Annotated in this window: 13 protein-coding genes; 6 read left to right on the top strand and 7 right to left on the bottom strand. The window is 73.0% G+C overall.

Features of this window, described 5'->3' with window-relative positions:
- The first annotated feature begins 299 nt into the window (after positions 1-299).
- The 3 genes from LUZ64_RS25245 to LUZ64_RS25255 all read left to right on the top strand — a co-directional run bounded on the left by LUZ64_RS25245 (position 300) and on the right by LUZ64_RS25255 (position 4,087).
- Positions 300-1,394, top strand: a complete 1,095-nt coding sequence (locus LUZ64_RS25245; protein ID WP_232390937.1) for a cytochrome P450 — start codon at positions 300-302, stop codon at positions 1,392-1,394.
- Positions 1,395-1,533: 139 nt separating this feature from the next.
- Positions 1,534-3,132, top strand: a complete 1,599-nt coding sequence (locus LUZ64_RS25250) for a GMC oxidoreductase (protein ID WP_095578816.1) — start codon at positions 1,534-1,536, stop codon at positions 3,130-3,132.
- Between the two features lie 193 nt (positions 3,133-3,325).
- Complete coding sequence (locus LUZ64_RS25255) at positions 3,326-4,087, top strand: thioesterase II family protein (RefSeq protein ID WP_095578813.1); 762 nt, start codon at positions 3,326-3,328, stop codon at positions 4,085-4,087.
- Between the two features lie 122 nt (positions 4,088-4,209).
- Here LUZ64_RS25255 and LUZ64_RS25260 read toward each other — a convergent pair whose 3' ends face one another.
- Entirely contained in the window at positions 4,210-6,345 is a 2,136-nt protein-coding gene (locus LUZ64_RS25260; protein WP_232390938.1) for a PIG-L family deacetylase, read from the bottom strand.
- Between the two features lie 375 nt (positions 6,346-6,720).
- Positions 6,721-7,668 carry a LysR family transcriptional regulator gene (locus LUZ64_RS36960; protein ID WP_232390939.1) on the bottom strand — a complete coding sequence of 316 codons (948 nt, stop codon included), beginning with the start codon at positions 7,666-7,668 and terminating at the stop codon, positions 6,721-6,723.
- A 209-nt stretch (positions 7,669-7,877) separates the two neighbouring features.
- Between LUZ64_RS36960 and LUZ64_RS25270 the strand changes: the two genes are divergently transcribed.
- Entirely contained in the window at positions 7,878-9,026 is a 1,149-nt protein-coding gene (locus LUZ64_RS25270; protein WP_095583714.1) for an alpha/beta hydrolase, read from the top strand.
- Positions 9,027-9,243: 217 nt separating this feature from the next.
- Here the strand turns inward: LUZ64_RS25270 and LUZ64_RS25275 are convergent, their stop codons facing one another.
- Positions 9,244-9,525: a hypothetical protein gene (locus LUZ64_RS25275; protein WP_095582836.1), complete on the bottom strand. Its 282-nt coding sequence runs from the start codon at positions 9,523-9,525 to the stop codon at positions 9,244-9,246.
- A 198-nt stretch (positions 9,526-9,723) separates the two neighbouring features.
- Positions 9,724-11,034: a YhgE/Pip domain-containing protein gene (locus LUZ64_RS25280; protein ID WP_095582835.1), complete on the bottom strand. Its 1,311-nt coding sequence runs from the start codon at positions 11,032-11,034 to the stop codon at positions 9,724-9,726.
- Positions 11,035-11,174: 140 nt separating this feature from the next.
- Between LUZ64_RS25280 and LUZ64_RS25285 the strand changes: the two genes are divergently transcribed.
- Positions 11,175-11,843 carry a MerR family transcriptional regulator gene (locus LUZ64_RS25285; RefSeq protein ID WP_095582834.1) on the top strand — a complete coding sequence of 223 codons (669 nt, stop codon included), beginning with the start codon at positions 11,175-11,177 and terminating at the stop codon, positions 11,841-11,843.
- A gap of 33 nt (positions 11,844-11,876) precedes the next feature.
- On the opposite strand, the gene LUZ64_RS25290 is transcribed toward LUZ64_RS25285, so the two are convergent.
- The 3 genes from LUZ64_RS25290 to LUZ64_RS25300 all read right to left on the bottom strand — a co-directional run bounded on the left by LUZ64_RS25290 (position 11,877) and on the right by LUZ64_RS25300 (position 14,939).
- On the bottom strand, positions 11,877-13,064 hold the full coding sequence (locus tag LUZ64_RS25290) for an acyl-CoA dehydrogenase family protein (protein ID WP_095582840.1): 1,188 nt from the start codon (positions 13,062-13,064) through the stop codon (positions 11,877-11,879).
- Between the two features lie 138 nt (positions 13,065-13,202).
- Positions 13,203-13,997 (bottom strand): phosphatase PAP2 family protein, encoded by a 795-nt coding sequence (locus tag LUZ64_RS25295; RefSeq protein ID WP_095582833.1) that lies wholly within the window; start codon positions 13,995-13,997, stop codon positions 13,203-13,205.
- Positions 13,998-14,264: 267 nt separating this feature from the next.
- Positions 14,265-14,939, bottom strand: coding sequence for a maleylpyruvate isomerase family mycothiol-dependent enzyme (locus tag LUZ64_RS25300; RefSeq protein ID WP_095582832.1), 675 nt, complete (start codon positions 14,937-14,939; stop codon positions 14,265-14,267).
- 247 nt (positions 14,940-15,186) lie between these two features.
- Between LUZ64_RS25300 and LUZ64_RS25305 the strand changes: the two genes are divergently transcribed.
- Positions 15,187-16,401: a serine hydrolase domain-containing protein gene (locus tag LUZ64_RS25305; protein ID WP_211305092.1), complete on the top strand. Its 1,215-nt coding sequence runs from the start codon at positions 15,187-15,189 to the stop codon at positions 16,399-16,401.
- Positions 16,402-16,481 lie beyond the last annotated feature (80 nt).

The following is a 16,481-nucleotide window of genomic DNA, read 5'->3' on the forward strand; positions in this document are numbered from 1 at the left end:
CCGGCGGGCCGCCCCACAGGGTTAAAGCACCGGGGAATGATTTCGTTGACAGCGTTCCGGAGCTCTGCATACCGTCCTCGAGAAAGTGCCGAAGGCGTCGAAGACGGGGCCATCCCAGGGAAATGCCTCGCACTGAGAGAAAACAGCCGAGAGAAAACAGCCGGGAGAAAACAGCTGACATGGGAAGGCGGGCGGAGATGACCGGGACAGCACCGGCGGTTTTCCCGACCGCCGGCGAAAACCCCTTCGACCCGTCGGCGGCGATACGCACTCCACGGGAAAGCGAACCCCTCACCCGTGTGGCGTTCGCCGACGGGCACCCCGGCTGGCTGGTCACCGGGCATTCCACCGCCCGCGCCGTGTTATCCGACTCCCGCTTCACCGCCCGGGGCGGACCGGACCACCCCCCGGTGCCGCGGGCGCCGGTCCTGGAGGAGCCCCCGGCGGCCCCCGCCGGAACGCCCGTCCCGCCCGGCGCCCCCGGAAACCGGCGCTACCGCGAGCTGCTCACCGCCCAGTTCACCGAAGAACGCCTGCGCCTCCTGACCGAGCGGACCGAGCGCATCGTCGAGGAGCGGCTGGACGCCATGGAGCGCGTCGGCCCGCCGGCCGACCTCTTCGAGCACTTCGCGCTCCCGGTCTCCTCCCTCGTCCTCTGCGAGACGCTCGGCGTGCCCGACGCGGACCGGGAGCGGTTCCGGCACGACACCGAGGTGTGGAGCGGCCACGGCGCCTCCACCGAGGAGGTCACGGCGGCCTTCGCCGACCTCGGCGCCCACCTCCACGGAATGGTCCTCCGCAAGCGGGCCGAGCCCGGCGACGACGTCCTCAGCGGCCTGGCCCACGGCGAGGGCGGCCTCACCGACGAGGAACTCACCTCGCTCGCCCTCCTCCTGATCGTCGCAGGCCACGGGACGACCGCCGACCAGCTCGCGCTCGGCGTCCTCGCGCTCCTCCGGGACCCCGCACAGCTCGCCGCGCTGCGCGCCGACCCCTCGCTGACCGCAAGCGCGGTGGAGGAACTGCTGCGCTACGCCGGCGTGGTCCACCACGGCCCCACCCGCGCCGCCCTGGAGGACGTCGAGATCGACGGCGTGCTCGTGAAGAAGGGCGAGATCGTGACGGTGTCGCTGGCCGCGGCCAACCGCGACCCCGCCCGCTACACCGACCCCGACGCCCTCGACGTCACCCGGCGGGCCACGGACCACCTCGGCTTCGGCCACGGCCTCCACCGGTGCCTCGGCCGGCAGCTCGCCCGGGTCGAACTGCGCGTGGGCATCGACGCGATGCTGCGCCGCTTCCCCGGCCTGCGCCCGGCCGTCCCGGCGGACGGGACCCCGCCGCGGCACGGCACGCGGGCCCACGGCGTCCACCGGATGCCGGTCGCCTGGTAGGCCGGGCCCGCCCGGTCGCCGCGCGCACCACCCCCACAGACCACCCACGGTTCGATAAGCACTTCCGTAATTGTTCGAAAGGTCAGGTATCACCAGCGTGGTAGACAACCAGCACCTGTCGCGGCGTCGGCTCTTCGGCATGGCCGCCCTCAGCGCGGCGGCCCTCGCGGGCGCGACCACCATCTCCGCGGCGCCCCGCGCCGCGGCCGCGGGCAAGGCCGTCGCCGGTGGCACCTTCGTGCCCGCCGTCGTCATCGGCACCGGCTACGGCGCGGCCGTCTCCGCGCTGCGCCTCGGCGAGGCCGGCGTCAGCACGCTGATGCTGGAGATGGGCCAGCTGTGGAACCAGGCCGGCCCGGACGGCAACGTCTTCAGCGGGATGCTCAAGCCCGACAAGCGCTCCAGCTGGTTCAAGACCCGCACGGAGGCCCCGCTGGGCTCCTTCCTGTGGCTGGACCTCGCCAACCGGGACATCGACCCCTACGCGGGCGTCCTGGACCGGGTGAACTTCGACCAGATGTCCGTGTACGTGGGCCGCGGCGTCGGCGGCGGCTCGCTCGTCAACGGCGGCATGGCGGTCACGCCCCGGCGCTCGTACTTCGAGGAGGTGCTGCCCCAGGTCGACGCCGCCGAGATGTACGACCGGTACTTCCCGCGCGCCAACTCCACCCTCCGGGTGGGCAACATCGACAAGAACTGGTTCGAGCAGACCGAGTGGTACAAGTTCGCGCGGGTCTCGCGCGAGCAGGCCGCGAAGGCGGGTCTGAAGACCACCTTCGTGCCCAATGTCTACGACTGGGACTACATGCGGCGCGAGGCCGACGGCTCGGTGCCGAAGTCCGCGCTGGCCGCCGAGGTCATCTACGGCAACAACCACGGCAAGGTCTCGCTCGACAAGAGCTACCTGGCGGCCGCCCTGGGCACCGGCAAGGTCACCATCGAGACGCTGCACCAGGTCAAGACGATCCGTCAGCAGAAGGACGGCACGTACCTGCTGACGGTGGAGCAGAAGGACGCCGACGGCAAGCTGCTGGCGACCAAGGAGATCTCCTGCCGCCACCTCTTCCTCGGCGCGGGCAGCCTCGGTTCGACCGAGCTGCTGCTGCGGGCCCGGGAGACCGGTGCCCTGCCGAACCTCAGCTCCGAGATCGGCGCCGGCTGGGGCCCCAACGGCAACATCATGACCGCCCGCGCCAACCACATGTGGAACCCCACGGGCACCAACCAGTCGTCGATCCCCGCCCTGGGCATCGACGACTGGGACAACCCGGACGCCCCGGTCTTCGCCGAGATCGCGCCCATGCCGGCCGGCCTGGAGACCTGGGTCAGCCTCTACCTGGCGATCACCAAGAACCCCCAGCGCGGCACCTTCGTCTACGACGCCGCGAAGGACCGGGCGGACCTGCGCTGGACCCGGGAGCAGAACGCGCCCGCGGTCGCCGCCGCGAAGTCGCTGTTCGACCGCATCAACAAGGCCAACACCACGATCTACCGCTACGACCTCTTCGGCAAGCAGCTCAAGGCCTTCGCCGACGACTTCTGCTACCACCCGCTCGGCGGCGCCGTCCTCGGCAAGGCCACCGACAACTACGGCCGGGTCAACGGCTACAAGAACCTCTACGTCACCGACGGCGCCCTGATCCCCGGCTCCATCGGCGTCAACCCGTTCGTGACCATCACCGCGCTCGCCGAGCGCAACATCGAGCGCGTCATCAAGCAGGACGTGGTCGCCAAGTAAGGCCGCGGGTCCCCGGGCGCGCGCCTCGCACGAGGCGCGCGCCCGGCCCGTGAATCGGCTGTGGCGCGACGGGCCGGGGGAACACGAGAATGAGCGGGCCCGGGGCGGGCGCGGCGAAAGCACGCCGCGCACTCCGGGTCCTGCGCGGCCCCGCTTCGCCCGCCCTGATTCCCGTTGGAAGGAAAAACTTTCCGTGAACGACAAGACCGAGGACAACGGCCTCTGGATCCGCAGGTTCCACCCGCGTCCGGACAGTGACGTCCGGCTGGCGTGCCTGCCCCACGCGGGCGGTTCCGCGAGCTTCTTCTTCCCGGTGTCCCAGGCGATGCCGCAGTCCGTGGACGTCCTGTGCGTCCAGTACCCGGGCCGCCAGGACCGCCGCAAGGAACCGCTCATAGACAACATCCCCGACCTCGCCGACCGAGTGTTCGAGGCGCTGCTGCCGTGGGCGGACAAGCCGCTGGCCCTCTTCGGGCACAGCATGGGCGCCTCGGTCGCCTTCGAGGTCGCCCGGCGCTTCGAGCGGGAGAAAGGCACGGTCCTCGCCGGCATCTTCGCCTCCGGCCGGCGCGCGCCGTCGGCCCACCGCCACGAGACCGTCCACCTGCGGGACGACGACGGCCTCATCGCCGAGATGAAGAGCCTGAGCGGCACCGACACCAAGGTCCTCGGCGACGAGGAACTGCTGCGGATGGTCCTCCCGGCCATCCGCGCCGACTACCGGGCCGCCGAGACGTACGTCTACGAGCCGGGGGACCCGGTGCGCTGCCCGATCATCGGCCTCACGGGCGACGACGACCCGAAGGTGACGCTGGCGGAGGCGAAGGCGTGGGGCGAGCACACGGAGGGGTCGTTCGACTTCCACGTGTTCGAGGGCGGGCACTTCTTCCTGGCGAACCACCAGGCGGCGATCAACAAACTGATCGTGGACCACGTGGGCGCGCTCGGCGCGTAGGCCCTGGCCCGAACGCCGGGACGGGCTGGAATCAGCCCGTCCCGGCGCTTGAGGACATCCGGGAAGGGGCGGGCGGAGGAGAACCCCCCGCCCGCCCCGAGGTGACGCGCTACCGCGACGCCCTACGACGCCACATCCCCCTGCGTCTTCCCGTCGTGCGACGCCCACGCCGTGAACGACCCGGCCCCGGCTCCCCGCTGACGCGCGGAACTCAGCTTGCCGTCCATCCCCAGCACCACGATCACCACACGCCCCTCCGCGTCCTGGGCCGTGCCCGGCGTCCCGCGGTAGGTGATGCCCTGGTCCTGCCAGGACCCGGGGCGGCCGGAGCCGGCGGCCAGGCGGACCCGGCCCTTGTTGTCGCGGTCGGCCAGCACGGTCGTGTTCCCGGCCTGGGCGATGCCGACGCGCTCGTAGCCGCCGAGCGGCTCGCACTGGGCGGACACCTTCCAGGAGCCGTTCTCCGGCCGGTCGGCGACGATCACCCGCGAGGTGTCGGGCTGGCGCATCGCGACGCGCATGCCGCCGCTCGGCAGCGGGGCGAGGGAGACCGGCCCGGTGCAGGTGGGCAGCCGGGTGGGCTCGGCCGGCTGCGGGGTGCCGCCGGGCTCCTGGGACACCCAGTGGTGGACCGTGCGGGTGTCGGCGGCGAGGACGTGGATCCGCCCCTGCTCGTCGGCCGCCGCGTCCAGCCCGTCGATGATCTTCAGCTCGGGTCCGGGGGAGGGGAGCGTCTCCCACTCCGTCCAGTCCTTGCCGCCGGCGCCGGCACGGAAGGCGACCCCGCCGTCGAAGGTGCGGACGAAGACGTGGACGGTGCCGTCCTTGCCCACGGCCGCGACCGGGTAGCCCATCTCCATGGAGCGCCGGTCCTCGGTCTCGGGGGAGCCGAGCGGTTCCCAGGAGCCGAACGCGGGGGTGCCGGAGCTCATCCCGGTCTGGCGGGTCGTGACGACCTCGCGCCGGTGGGTCCGGTCCTCCTTCTCCTTGCCCGGCAGCACCGTGCGCACGGAGAAGAGCTGGAGCGTGCCGTCGGCGTGGCGCACCGCCTGCACCTGGCCCTCCAGCATCGGGCCGGCGACCGGGGCGGCCGAGGACCAGGCGCCGCTGCCGGGCCGGGTCTCGGTCCAGCACTGCGCGGCGCCGTCGAGGAGGGCGAAGGCCGCCAGCCGCTTGTCGGGCAGCTGCTGCACCCAGCGCGTGGTGCCGGTGGCACGGTGGCGGCAGTTGTTCGACCAGCGGACCGCCTTGGAGCGGGCGCCGACCTTGCGGTCGCCGCAGCCCGAGGAGTCACCGCAGTCCTTGCCGTCGGCCCAGCCGTAGGTGTCGAGGAACTTCACCTTGTGGTCGGTGGTGGCCCGGTCGAGGTTGCTGGGCAGCTGCGAGACCTCGTAGCCGATGTAGCTCTCCACGGCGGTCGGCCGCGAGTGCTTGCGGCCCCAGTACTCGGCGAGGGCGGCCTGCGCGAAGAACGCCGAGGTGGTGTGGTCCTGGTGGTCGTACTTGGATATACCCTCCAGGACGGGGGGCGTGTTGGGGAAGTGCCGCTGCTTGGGCTCGTGCGTCGGGTTCGGGTCGAGGGTGCGCACGACCGTCGGCTGGTAGCGCTCGAACACGGCCACGAGCGTGTCGATCAGCTCCTGGCGCCCGTAGCGGAAGGTCCGGCCGACCGGGGTGGCGGCCGGCCGCAGCGTCGTCAGCTTGGGCACCGCGCCCAGCCACAGACCGCGCAGGCTCTCCTTGCGCGGGTTGCGCAGGGTCCGGGCCTCGATCAGCTCCAGGAAGATCAGCTGGACCTGGGGGGCGGCGCGCAGCGTCTGGACCTCGACCTCGAAGCCGGGCAGCAGGGTGAGCGTCTCCACCTCCCACGGGCTCAGCGAGTCACCGGTCGCCATCCGGGCCGTCGCCTCGCGGAAGCCGTTGAGCCTGGCGCGGACGAACTCCGGCCGCCGCTCCGGGAGTTTGCGGTAGTCGCGGGCGTTCGACAGCTCGTTGCGGCCGTCGGACTCGCCACCGGTGAGGCAGACGGTCACGGACGGGGCGCCGCTGCGGATCGACTGCTCCAGCTCCGGGTTCATGAAGTAGAGCGAGTCGTCCGGGTGGGCGATGACGTGCACGAACGACTCGGACGTCGCCACCTTGGCGTTACGGGCCGAGGCGCCCTTGGGGCCCGCCTGCTTCGCCTCGGGGGCCAGCCACTGCCAGGCGCCCACCGCCCCCGCTCCGACGACGATGCCGCCACCGGCGACCTGAAGCACGCGTCGCCGCGGTATGTGCCCTGGCACAGGTGTGTCCCCTACTCTCCTGCGTCAACGCCATGCGCACGCGGTGATCAAACTCAACAAAGCAACGGAGTGAAGAGAACCGAATAGAACTGATCACCCACTGGTCATGAGTTCGATCCTATGATCCGCAACCTGCTGTTTCCCTGCTGTTTTGTAACAGCCGTGCGTCGGCCGGACGTCGGTTCCCAGGCGATTGCGCAACATGGACGGCGGCCCGTCGCGGTGCTCACCGAAGGTCGTCCGGTGGTCGCGGAGGCGTGTCGAAACGGAGCTCGATCTTGCTGGGGGAGGGGGAGGGGGAGGGGGAGGGGGAGGGGGCGGTAGCCTCACGCCCGCCTCACCCGCGCGTCACTCCGCCTCGCCGCGGATCGCCCGTACGACCGCCTGCTCGCGGTCCCGCACGGCCAGCGCGCTCGCGACGAAGTCCTCGACGAGCTCCGAGTCCGTGTCCCGGCGCCGGGCGACGGCCAGGGCCGAGCCCTCGATGTCGCGGACCGGCACGTAGCGGACCTCGGGGTGGGGCGCGTAACGGGCGGCCGACAGCGCCGTGACGGTGAACCCCTGGCCCGTGGTGACCAGCATCAGCTCCTCGGCGGGCGTCGCCGCCTCCATGGTGACCCGGCGCGGGCCGCCGTGCCCGTCGCCGCCGCCCTCGCCGGCCGGCCGCGCCAGCGTCCAGAACGCACCGAACACCGGATCAGGATGCGGGACCGCCACGACGGGCAGGTCCCGCAGGTCCCGGACGGACAGGGACTCCCGACCCGCGAGCGGATGGGACGCCCGCAGGCCCGCCACCCGGGGCTCGACCAGCAGCTCCCGCAGACACAGCCCCGCGGTCCCGAACGGCGGCCGGACGAACGCCACGTCGACCAGGCCCCGGCCCAGCCCCGCCGACGGGTCGTCCCGGTGGAACTCCCGCTGGACCAGGGAGACTTCCGGGCGGCGGTGGGCGAACTCGTCCAGGATCGGACCGGTCAGCTCCAGGGCCGCGCCCGCGACGAACCCGAGCCGCAGCGTCACCGCCTCCCGCCGGCACTCGTCCAGCACCGCGAGCGCGCGCTCCCACGCGCCGACCACCCGCCGCGCCTCCGGCAGCAGCGCGGCGCCCGCCGCCGTGAGCGACACCTGCCGGGTCGTCCGCTCGAAGAGCCGCACGCCGAGGCCCTCCTCCAGCTTGCGGATCTGGAGGCTCAGCGCCTGCTGGGCGAGCCCCACCCGGACCGCGGCCCTGGTGAAGCTGAGCTCCTCGGCGAGGGCGAGGAAGCAGCGGAGACGGCGCGTACTCACATCCGGCACCGGGCGATTGTAGGTCCGCGACCAGGCGCGTTCCCGGCCGTGCGGGGCGGGGTCACCCGGGAGGGGAGACGGGGCGCCGGCCCGCCCCCGGCGCCACCGACCCCCTACTCCGGTATGACCCGCGGGTTGGCCCCCTGGTGTGACGTCCCATCCGTCACTTCCTTCCTAACTTTCCCTCCGTCACCACATAGGACGAGGGAGAGACATCCATGGGCCGCTTCAAGCGCTCGCTGATCGCCGCCGCGCTCACGGCGACCGTCGTCGCGGGTACGGCGGGCTGGGCCGTCGCCGACGAGCAGACCGCCGTCACCGGCCCGCCGGCCGGTACCGCGGCCTGGCGCGCCGACCACTCCCTCGGCCGTGAACTGCCCGACCCGGCCACGGCCGGGCCGCGGGACGTCGCCGCGTTCTTCGCCGGCCTCGGCGAGACCCGGCGGCACGAGCTGGCCGCCCGTCACCCCCTCGTCGTCGGCAACCTCGACGGCGCGCCCGTACCCCTGCGGTACGAGGCCAACGCTCGGGCCATCGCCGCCGAGCGCGCCACCGCGCGCGCCCGCGCGGCCGACCCGGACCTGCCCCGGGGCGAGCGGGAGCGTGCCCGCGACCGGGCCGACCGCTACGCCCGGCTGCTGACGCCCGGCCGGCAGATCCTCGCCTTCGACCCGCGCGGCCGGGGCCAGCTCGCCGAGGTCTACGGGGACTGGGAGGCGGCCCGGCGCACGGCCGTCGTCGTGCCCGGCTCGGACATCGACCTCGCCTCCTTCGACCGTACGAAGGACCGCTACGGCACCCCCGCCGGCATGGCCGGGGCGCTGCGCGCCGAGATGACCCGGCAGGCCCCGGGCACCCCCAACGCCGTGATCGCCTGGGCGGGCTACACCACCCCCGTAGGCCTCGGTCTGGACGCGGCCACCGGCCGGCTCGCGGCGGCGGGCGCCCCGCGTCTGGAGCGCTTCCTCGCGGGCCTCGGCGCCTCGCAGGCCCCGGCGGTCTTCTGCCACAGCTACGGCTCGGTCGTCTGCGGCCTGGCCGCCCACGCCCTCGACGCCAACACGGCAGGCGACCTCGTCCTGCTCGGCAGCCCCGGCGTCCGCGCCGACACCGCGGCCGCACTGCACACGGGTGCCCGCGTCTGGGCGGTGCGGCGCAACGGCGCGGACTGGATAGGCAAGGTCCCCAACGTCGAGCTCTTCGGCCTGGGGCACGGGGCGGATCCGACGGCGGCGGCGTTCGGTGCGCGGCCGGTGCCGTCGGCGGGGGCGCATGGGCATACGGGGTACTTCGCGCCGGGGACGGAGTCGCTGCGGAGTTTCGCGGAGATCGCGTTGCGTGGGGGTGGGGCGGTGGTGGGCGGGTGACGGCGGCGCCTGCGGCGGGCTTTTCCCCAGCCCCGCCCCTTCCCGGAACCGGGGGCAAGCCCCCGGGCCCCAGGTTCCGCGCTGACGCGCGGTGGCCTCAAGCGCCGGCCGGGCTGAAATCAGCCCGGCCGGCGCTTGAGGCCACCGGGGTCCGGGGCGGAGCCCCGGTTACGGGAAGGGGCGGGGACGGGGAAAAAGCCCCGCGCAGCGGCACCGCTCAGAGCACGTCATGGCGCAAGAACGGATGCCGGCACGTGGACCGCTTGCACGGCCCCAGCCCGCCCGACGAGGGCTTCTCATACCCCGGGCACGGATGCGACGTGAACCGGCACGTGAAGCAGAACGCACCGCTCTCGTCGTCCTCGCCGCCGAACCCCGCCAGCCGCGAGCGGGCGTCCTCGTGGGCTTTGCGGAGTTGTTCCTCGGCGCGGTCCAGGTCGGCCTCGATCTCGTCGCGCATGTGCTTCTGGGAGTCCGTGAGGTGATCGTTCGGCGACATGTCCGGCTCCTCGGGAGGTAGGGGGACGGCCTGCGACGTGCTCCGCACCGGCCGTCAGGACACGTCACCATCATCGCGCGCCGGACCCGCCCGCGCATGACGTCGGGCGCCGTCCCCGCCGGGAACGCGGAACGGCCGGGCCCCGCCGCGTCTCCGCGGTCGGGGCCCGGCCGTCCGGGTGGGAAGGTACCGCCGGCCTCAGACCGCCGTGGGCGCCGGGGCGGCGTCGGCCTCTGCGGCCTCGTCGGGGCCGGGGACCCGGTGCAGGCCCTTGCGGTCGTAGAAGCGGGTGACGCCGAACCCGAAGAGGACCGCGACGACCAAGGCGATGCCCATGGCGGTCCAGGCGCGGGTGAGACCCGCGTCGCCCTGGGCGTCGTAGTACAGGATCGAGCGCATGCCGCCGGTGATCTGGCGGAGCGGCTCGAATTCGCCGAGCGCGCGGAAGAACCCGGGCAGCGCCTCCAGGGGCACGGTCGCGCCGGAGGAGGGGACGGCCATGGCGACGAAGATGATGGCCGAGAGCAGCATGCCGGGGGTGCCGAACGCGGCGAGCAGGGCCAGGGCGCCCAGACCGACGACCGCGATGGTGCCGACGGAGTAGAGCCACAGCAGGCCGAGGTGGGAGGCGTCCATGTCGAGGATGCCGACCGTGGCGACCTCGACCAGGGAGCCCATGACCACCGAGAAGGCGAGCATGAGGACGGAGCCGACGGCCAGGGTGCGGACCCGGCTGGTGCGCTGGAGCGGCATGCGCTGGCGGAAGGGGCCGAAGTCGCTGTGCAGGTAGCCGAGCGCGGTGTCCACCTGGGAGGTGATGACGTTGGCGCCGAGCATGCCGCAGACGAGCAGGACCAGGGCGTAGTAGAAGGCGCTCAGGCCCATGGCGCTGTGCGAGCCGAGCGGGTGGCCGTCGGCCACCTCGACCGTCACGGGGTCGGCGAGCATCAGCTGGGCGGCCGGGGCGAGCTTGGCGCCCTGGGCGTTCGCGCGCTTGAGGAGGTCCTTGCCGATCTGGGCGGACGCGCCGTGCGCGGCCTTCTGGTTCGCCTGGCTCGCCATGGACGAGCCGATGCTGCCGGCCGACTGGTTGGTCAGCACGGTCAGGGTGGGCCGGACGGGCTGCTTCTGCTGCGGCGCCGTGAGGCCCGTCACCGTGGCGGTGAAGTCCTTCGGCACGACGAGGGCGCCGTAGAGCTTGCCCTGGCCGAGCCGCTTGTCGGCCTCCTCCCGGCTGAGCACCTGCCAGTCGAAGCTGTCGTTGCTCTCGGCGTTCTTCTTGATGCCGGAGACCACCTGGTCGCCGAGGTTGACGCGCTTGCCGCCCGCGTCGGCACCCTTGTCGCTGTTGACCAGGGCGACGGGCAGGTCGCGCAGGTTGCCCTTGGGGTTGACGTTGCCGCCTACGTAAAGCAGGGCGAACAGGGTCGAGACCACCGCGACGATGAGGCCCGTGCCGATCCACAGCCGGGGGCTGCGGAGCACGGACGGGTGCTGAGGGGAAGGCATGAACGCTCCGGTGCGTGACACTACGTAACTGGATACTTAAGGTATCTAGTGCTAGATAGTGGCAGTATCGAGTTGGGGTGTCCAGTCGCGCCCGGTCCCGGCGGCGGGCGCCCGGCCGCACATCAGTCGAGGAAAGCCGTATGAAGATCTCGGAGCTCAGCCGCACGACCGGCGTGCCGGTCGCCAGCATCAAGTACTTCCGCCGCCAGGGCCTGCTCCCCGCCGGCCGGGCGACGGCCGCCACGCTGGCCGAGTACGGGGACGAGCACGTCCAGCGGGTGCGGCTGATCAAGGCGCTGACCACCCTGGGCGGGCTGTCCATCGCCGCCACCCGCGACGTCCTGGCCGCGGTCGACGGTGCCGAGGGCCCCGACGGGACCCTCAAGGCGATCAGCTATGCCCTGCCGGTGCCGGTCGCCCAGGCCCCGGTCGAGGACGCCGACCAGGAGGCGGAGGCCGAGTCGGCCGCGGCGGCGGACGTGGCGGACCTCGTCGCGGCCATGGACTGGCGGGTCGCCGCCGCCTCACCGCACGTCCAGGGGCTGCGGGCCGCGCTGCGGGAGCTCCGGCGGCTCGACGCGGGCTATCAGCCGGACAGGCTCGTCGCCTACGCGGAGCTGGCCCACGCGGTCGCCGGTCTCGACCTGGAGCGCGCGGCCGGCTTCGACGACTCCCCGGCCCTGGCCGAGCAGGCGGTCATCGTCCTCGCCCTGTCCGGCCCCGTCCTCGAACTCCTGCGCAGGCTCGCCCAGGAGGACCGGGTCCGCCGCCGTATGGAGCTCGTGGGGGACGGCGACGACCTGCTGTGACGGCGGGTCCGCGGCAGCGGCGTACGCGCGGTGTCAGCGGCGCACGCGTGGCATGCCCAGGCCGAGCCAGGAGATGATCTCGCGCTGGATCTCGTTGTTGCCGCCGCCGAAGGTGAAGATGACGGCGCTGCGGTAGCCGCGCTCCAGCTCGCCGTGGAGGGCGGCGCCGGCCGAGCCCTCCTTGAGGGGACCCGCGGCGGCGAGGATCTCCATGAGCCAGGCGTAGGCGTCGCGGCGGGCCTCGGAGCCGTAGACCTTGACGGCCGAGGCGTCCTGCGGGGTGAGTTCACCGCGCTGGAGGGCGTCCACCATGCGCCAGTTGAGCAGCTTCATCGCGTCGAGCCTCGCGTGGGTACGGGCGAGCCGGCCGCGCACCCAGCCGAGGTCGGCGACCCGGCGGCCGTCGGCCAGCTTCGTGTCCCTCGCCCAGTGCTGGACGTCGCGCAGCGCGCGGATGGCGGTGGTGCCGTGCGCGGCGAGGGTGACGCGCTCGTGGTTGAGCTGGGTGGTGATCAGCCGCCAGCCCTTGTTCTCCTCGCCGACGAGGTGGGTGAGGGGAACGCGGACGTCGTCGTAGTAGCCGGCCGTGGTGCCGTGGGAGGCGAGGGTGCTGATGGGGGTGCAGGTGTAGCCGGGTGAGGCGGTGGAGACGAGGAGGATGCTGATGCCCCGGTGCGGCGGGACGCCGTCCGTCACGGGCGTGGTGCGGACGGCCAGCCAGATCCAGTCGGCCGTGTCCCCGTTGGTGGTCCAGATCTTCCGGCCGTTGACGACGTAGTTCTCGCCGTCGCGTACCGCGCGGGTGCGCAGCGAGGCGAGGTCCGTGCCGGCGTCGGGCTCGCTGTAGCCGATGGCGAAGTCGAGCTCGCCCGAGAGGATGCGCGGCAGGAAGTACGCCTTCTGCTCCGGGGTGCCGAACCGCATGAGGGTGGGGCCGACGGTGTTGAGCGCCATGAGCGGCAGCGGCACGCCGGCCTGCGCGGCCTCGTCGAAGAAGATGAACTGCTCCATGGGCGTCATGCCGCTGCCGCCGTACTCCTCGGGCCAGCCCACGCCGAGGCGGCCGTCGGCGCCGAGCCGGCGGATGGTGGCACGGTAGAAGCGCTTCTGCTCGGTGGGGTCGAAGTGGCGCGCGTACGCGTGGTCGGGCACCAGCTCGGCGAAGTAGGCGCGCAGTTCGGCGCGGAACCGCCGCTGTGCCGGGGTGTACTCGAGGTCCACCGTGCCCTCCCGGGGCTCGCCGCAGCCGTGACGGCGCACACAGTAGAACCGGTTCCAGAAATACGGAAGGGCGGGGGCGGCCCCGGCATGCTGCCGGATCCCGCCCCCGCCCTTCCGGACGGTTCGCCGGTGCCGCGGTCAGCGGCCCGCGTGCTTGCGGTGCCGTCCGCCGGAGGCCGCGGGCGCGCCGGCCGGACGGCGGCGGCTCTGCGGCACGGAGCCATGGGTGTGGTGGCCGCCCTGGGCCGCCGCGAGCTCGGCCCGCTCGCGCTCCAGGCCGAAGCGCTCCATCAGGGGGATCCGGTGCAGGTTCGGCAGCAGCCACAGGTGCCACAGGCCTGTGACGAAGGTGATCGCCGAGGCGGCGATCAGCACCGAGCCCAGGGTGTCGGTCGGGTAGTGCGCGCCGACGTACATCCGGGAGAAGGCGACCAGCAGCACGGCGAGGACACCGCAGACGAGGACGGTCCGCCGGTGCCGGCTCTCCCGGAGCAGGAAGTACGCCGCGATGACGACCGAGACGGTGAAGGCCGTGTGACCGCTGGGGAAGCTGTTGGAGCCGATCTCGGGGTCGAGCATGAACTCCCGCGGCGGGCGGGGGCGCGCGACGAGGGCCTTCGCGATCTGCGTGCTGTTCCAGCCGACCGCGACCACGAGGAAGGTGGCGGCCGCCTTCGTCGGCCGGCGGCGGACGAACAGCAGCCAGCCGCTCCAGATCGCGAGGATGATGACGCCCGCCACCGGCGAGGCCAGATAGCTGACCCCTTCCATCACATGGTTCAGCCACCCGGCGCGGGTGTGGATCTGGATCGTGCGGTCCAGCTTGAGGTCGTGCGGCTGGATCAGGTGGGTGTGCGCGGCGACCATTCCCAGCGCGAGCACGAGCGCGAACAGCAGAATCGAATTGCGCAACCAGTGGCGCACGTACGGCATCGGTGGGGCGTCCTTTGTGTGGGTAGGGCGGTACCGGCACGGCAGTACACGCGAAGGTGACGGATGCGCGCCGCGCGGATGTCTTCGGCGCGGCTGTACGGCAAAGCTACACGCGCCGCGGACCCGGTGATCGGGGACGCCGGGCCCCGCCTCTGAGCAGGGACGATGCGTGAGGGAGTTATACCTGACGGTCACCGCCGGGGCGGTGTCCGGGGTGAGGGTTCAGCCGATCGTGGCCCCGGGGGCCGAAGTGCGCGCCGGCACGCGTCAGGGTGCCGCCCGCCGGGGCCCGCGGCCGGGCGCCGGCCCCGGGCCGACGCGGTGGCGCAGCTCGGCCGTGCCCGCGCCGGTGAGCCGGTCGAGTCCGGCCGGGCGGCCGGTGAGGGCCAGCAGGATCGCCGCGATGGGTCCCTCGACGTCCCGGCCCTCCCCGGCCGCCCACACGGCGTCCGTCGCGGCGAAGCGCAGGCCGTGCAGCCTCTTGCGGGCGTGGAAGGGGAACCCCATGGTCCAGACGCGGGTGGCGGCGGTCGCGGCGGCGGGCGGCGGCATCTCACGGGGGCGGCCGAGCGGCAGCGCGATGTCCTGGCCGTGCACCAGGACGTCGAGGAGGGGCTCCACGGGGGTCGTGCCCACGGCGTGGCGGCGTGATCCGGCCATCCCGCGGAGCTCGGCGGCCAGTGCCGCCGCGGGGCGGCGGGCGGCGTAGCGGCGGGCCGCGTCGCGCACCGCGCGGTCGAAGCTGCCGCGGGCCCGCAGGAGGCCGACGAGCACGGCTCCGGGCCCGGTGCGGGACAGGGTGAGGTGCGCGGCGACGTCGCGGACCCGCCAGCCCTCGCACAGGGACGGCCGCTCCCACTCCTCGTCGGAGAGCTCGTCCAGCAGGTCGGCGAGGCCGAGTCGCTCAAGGTCGGTCGCCTGCCAGATCTCGTCGGTGTCCATGGGGCTCACCCCCTCGCGCAGCCCGCGACCGACTATCCAGTTTAGTCGCGTTTCAAGTGAAATGAACCTATTTGTTAGGCGCCGCTGTGGCGCCGGGCGCATCACCGCCCCCCCTCGCGCCCCACTGGCCGGATCCGGACCCTGCCCGGTCAATTCCGCTCAACGGTACGACCGTTGACGGAGTCCTGCCCCGCGTACACCTCCGACCACACGCACGGAACGCACGGAAGAAGGAGCTGGAGCGCGTATGAGGATACGTACGGTACGCAGGGCGCTGATGGGGGCGCTGGCCACGGCCGCGGTGACGGCGGGGGTCCTCACGGTCCCCGCCGCGGCCGCCGCGGGCACGGGCCACGACCCGCACGCGGCCACCCGGGCCGCGATGGAGGCCCAGGTGAAGGCCGGCGTCCCCGGAGTGCTGGGGCAGGCCCGGGACGGCTCCGGGGTCTGGAAGGCCGCCGCCGGGGTCGCCGACCTCACCACCGAGCGCCCCCGGCAGGACCAGGACCGCTTCCGGATCGGCAGCGTCACCAAGGCGTTCGTCTCCGTCGTCCTGCTCCAGCAGGAGGCCGAGGGCAGAATCGACCTGGACGACACCGTCGACCACTGGCTGCCCGGCACCGTCCGGGGCAACGGCCACGACGGCCGTCTGATCACCGTCCGGCAGCTGCTCAACCACACCAGCGGCATCTACAACTACACCGACGACCCGGAGTTCCGGAAGACGATCACCACCGGCTTCCTGGAGCACCGCTACGACACCTACACACCCCGGCAGCTGGTCAGCATCGCCACCGCCCACGAGCCCACGTTCCGGCCGGGAGCGGGCTGGGGCTACTCCAACACCAATTACATCCTCGCCGGGATGGTCGTCGAGAAGGTCTCGGGCCGCTCCTACGCCGAGGAGATCGAGCGCCGGGTGATCAAGCCCCTGGGCCTGCGCGCCACCACCCTGCCCGGCACCTCCCCCCGGATCCCCGGCCCGCACGGCCGCGGCTACAGCAAGCTGGAGGACACCCCCGAGGCCAAGACCTACGACACCACCGAGCTCAACCCCTCCTGGGGCGGCGCGGCGGGCGAGATCATCTCCACGGCCGGTGATCTGAACCGGTTCTACCGCGCGATGCTCGGCGGTGAACTCCTGCCGCGCGCGCAGCAGCGCGAGCTGCTCACCGTCGTGCCCACCGGGAGCGGCGCCATGGGCGGCTACGGCCTCGGCGTCTCCCGGCTGAAGCTGTCCTGCGGCACGGACGTATGGCTGCACTCCGGAGGCATCCACGGCTCCACCACCCTGGCGACGGCCTCGGCGGACGGCCGTCACACCAGCGCGTTCAACCTCAACGGCGACTGGACCGGCGACCTCGACGCCCTGGTCGAGGCCGAGTACTGCGGCGCGGACGCCAAGCCCTCCGCCACGCCCGGCCCGGTGGCGCGCCTGGCGGCCCTGACCGACCTGCGCTGAGGCGGCCGCGACCGCCGCGACGGGCGGCACGGCCGGAAACGCGCGACGGCTCCCGCCGGACGTCCCTGGGGACCTCCGGC

It is taken from the genome of Streptomyces albireticuli (genome assembly GCF_021228125.1).
In the GTDB taxonomy this organism is placed as follows: domain Bacteria; phylum Actinomycetota; class Actinomycetes; order Streptomycetales; family Streptomycetaceae; genus Streptomyces; species Streptomyces albireticuli.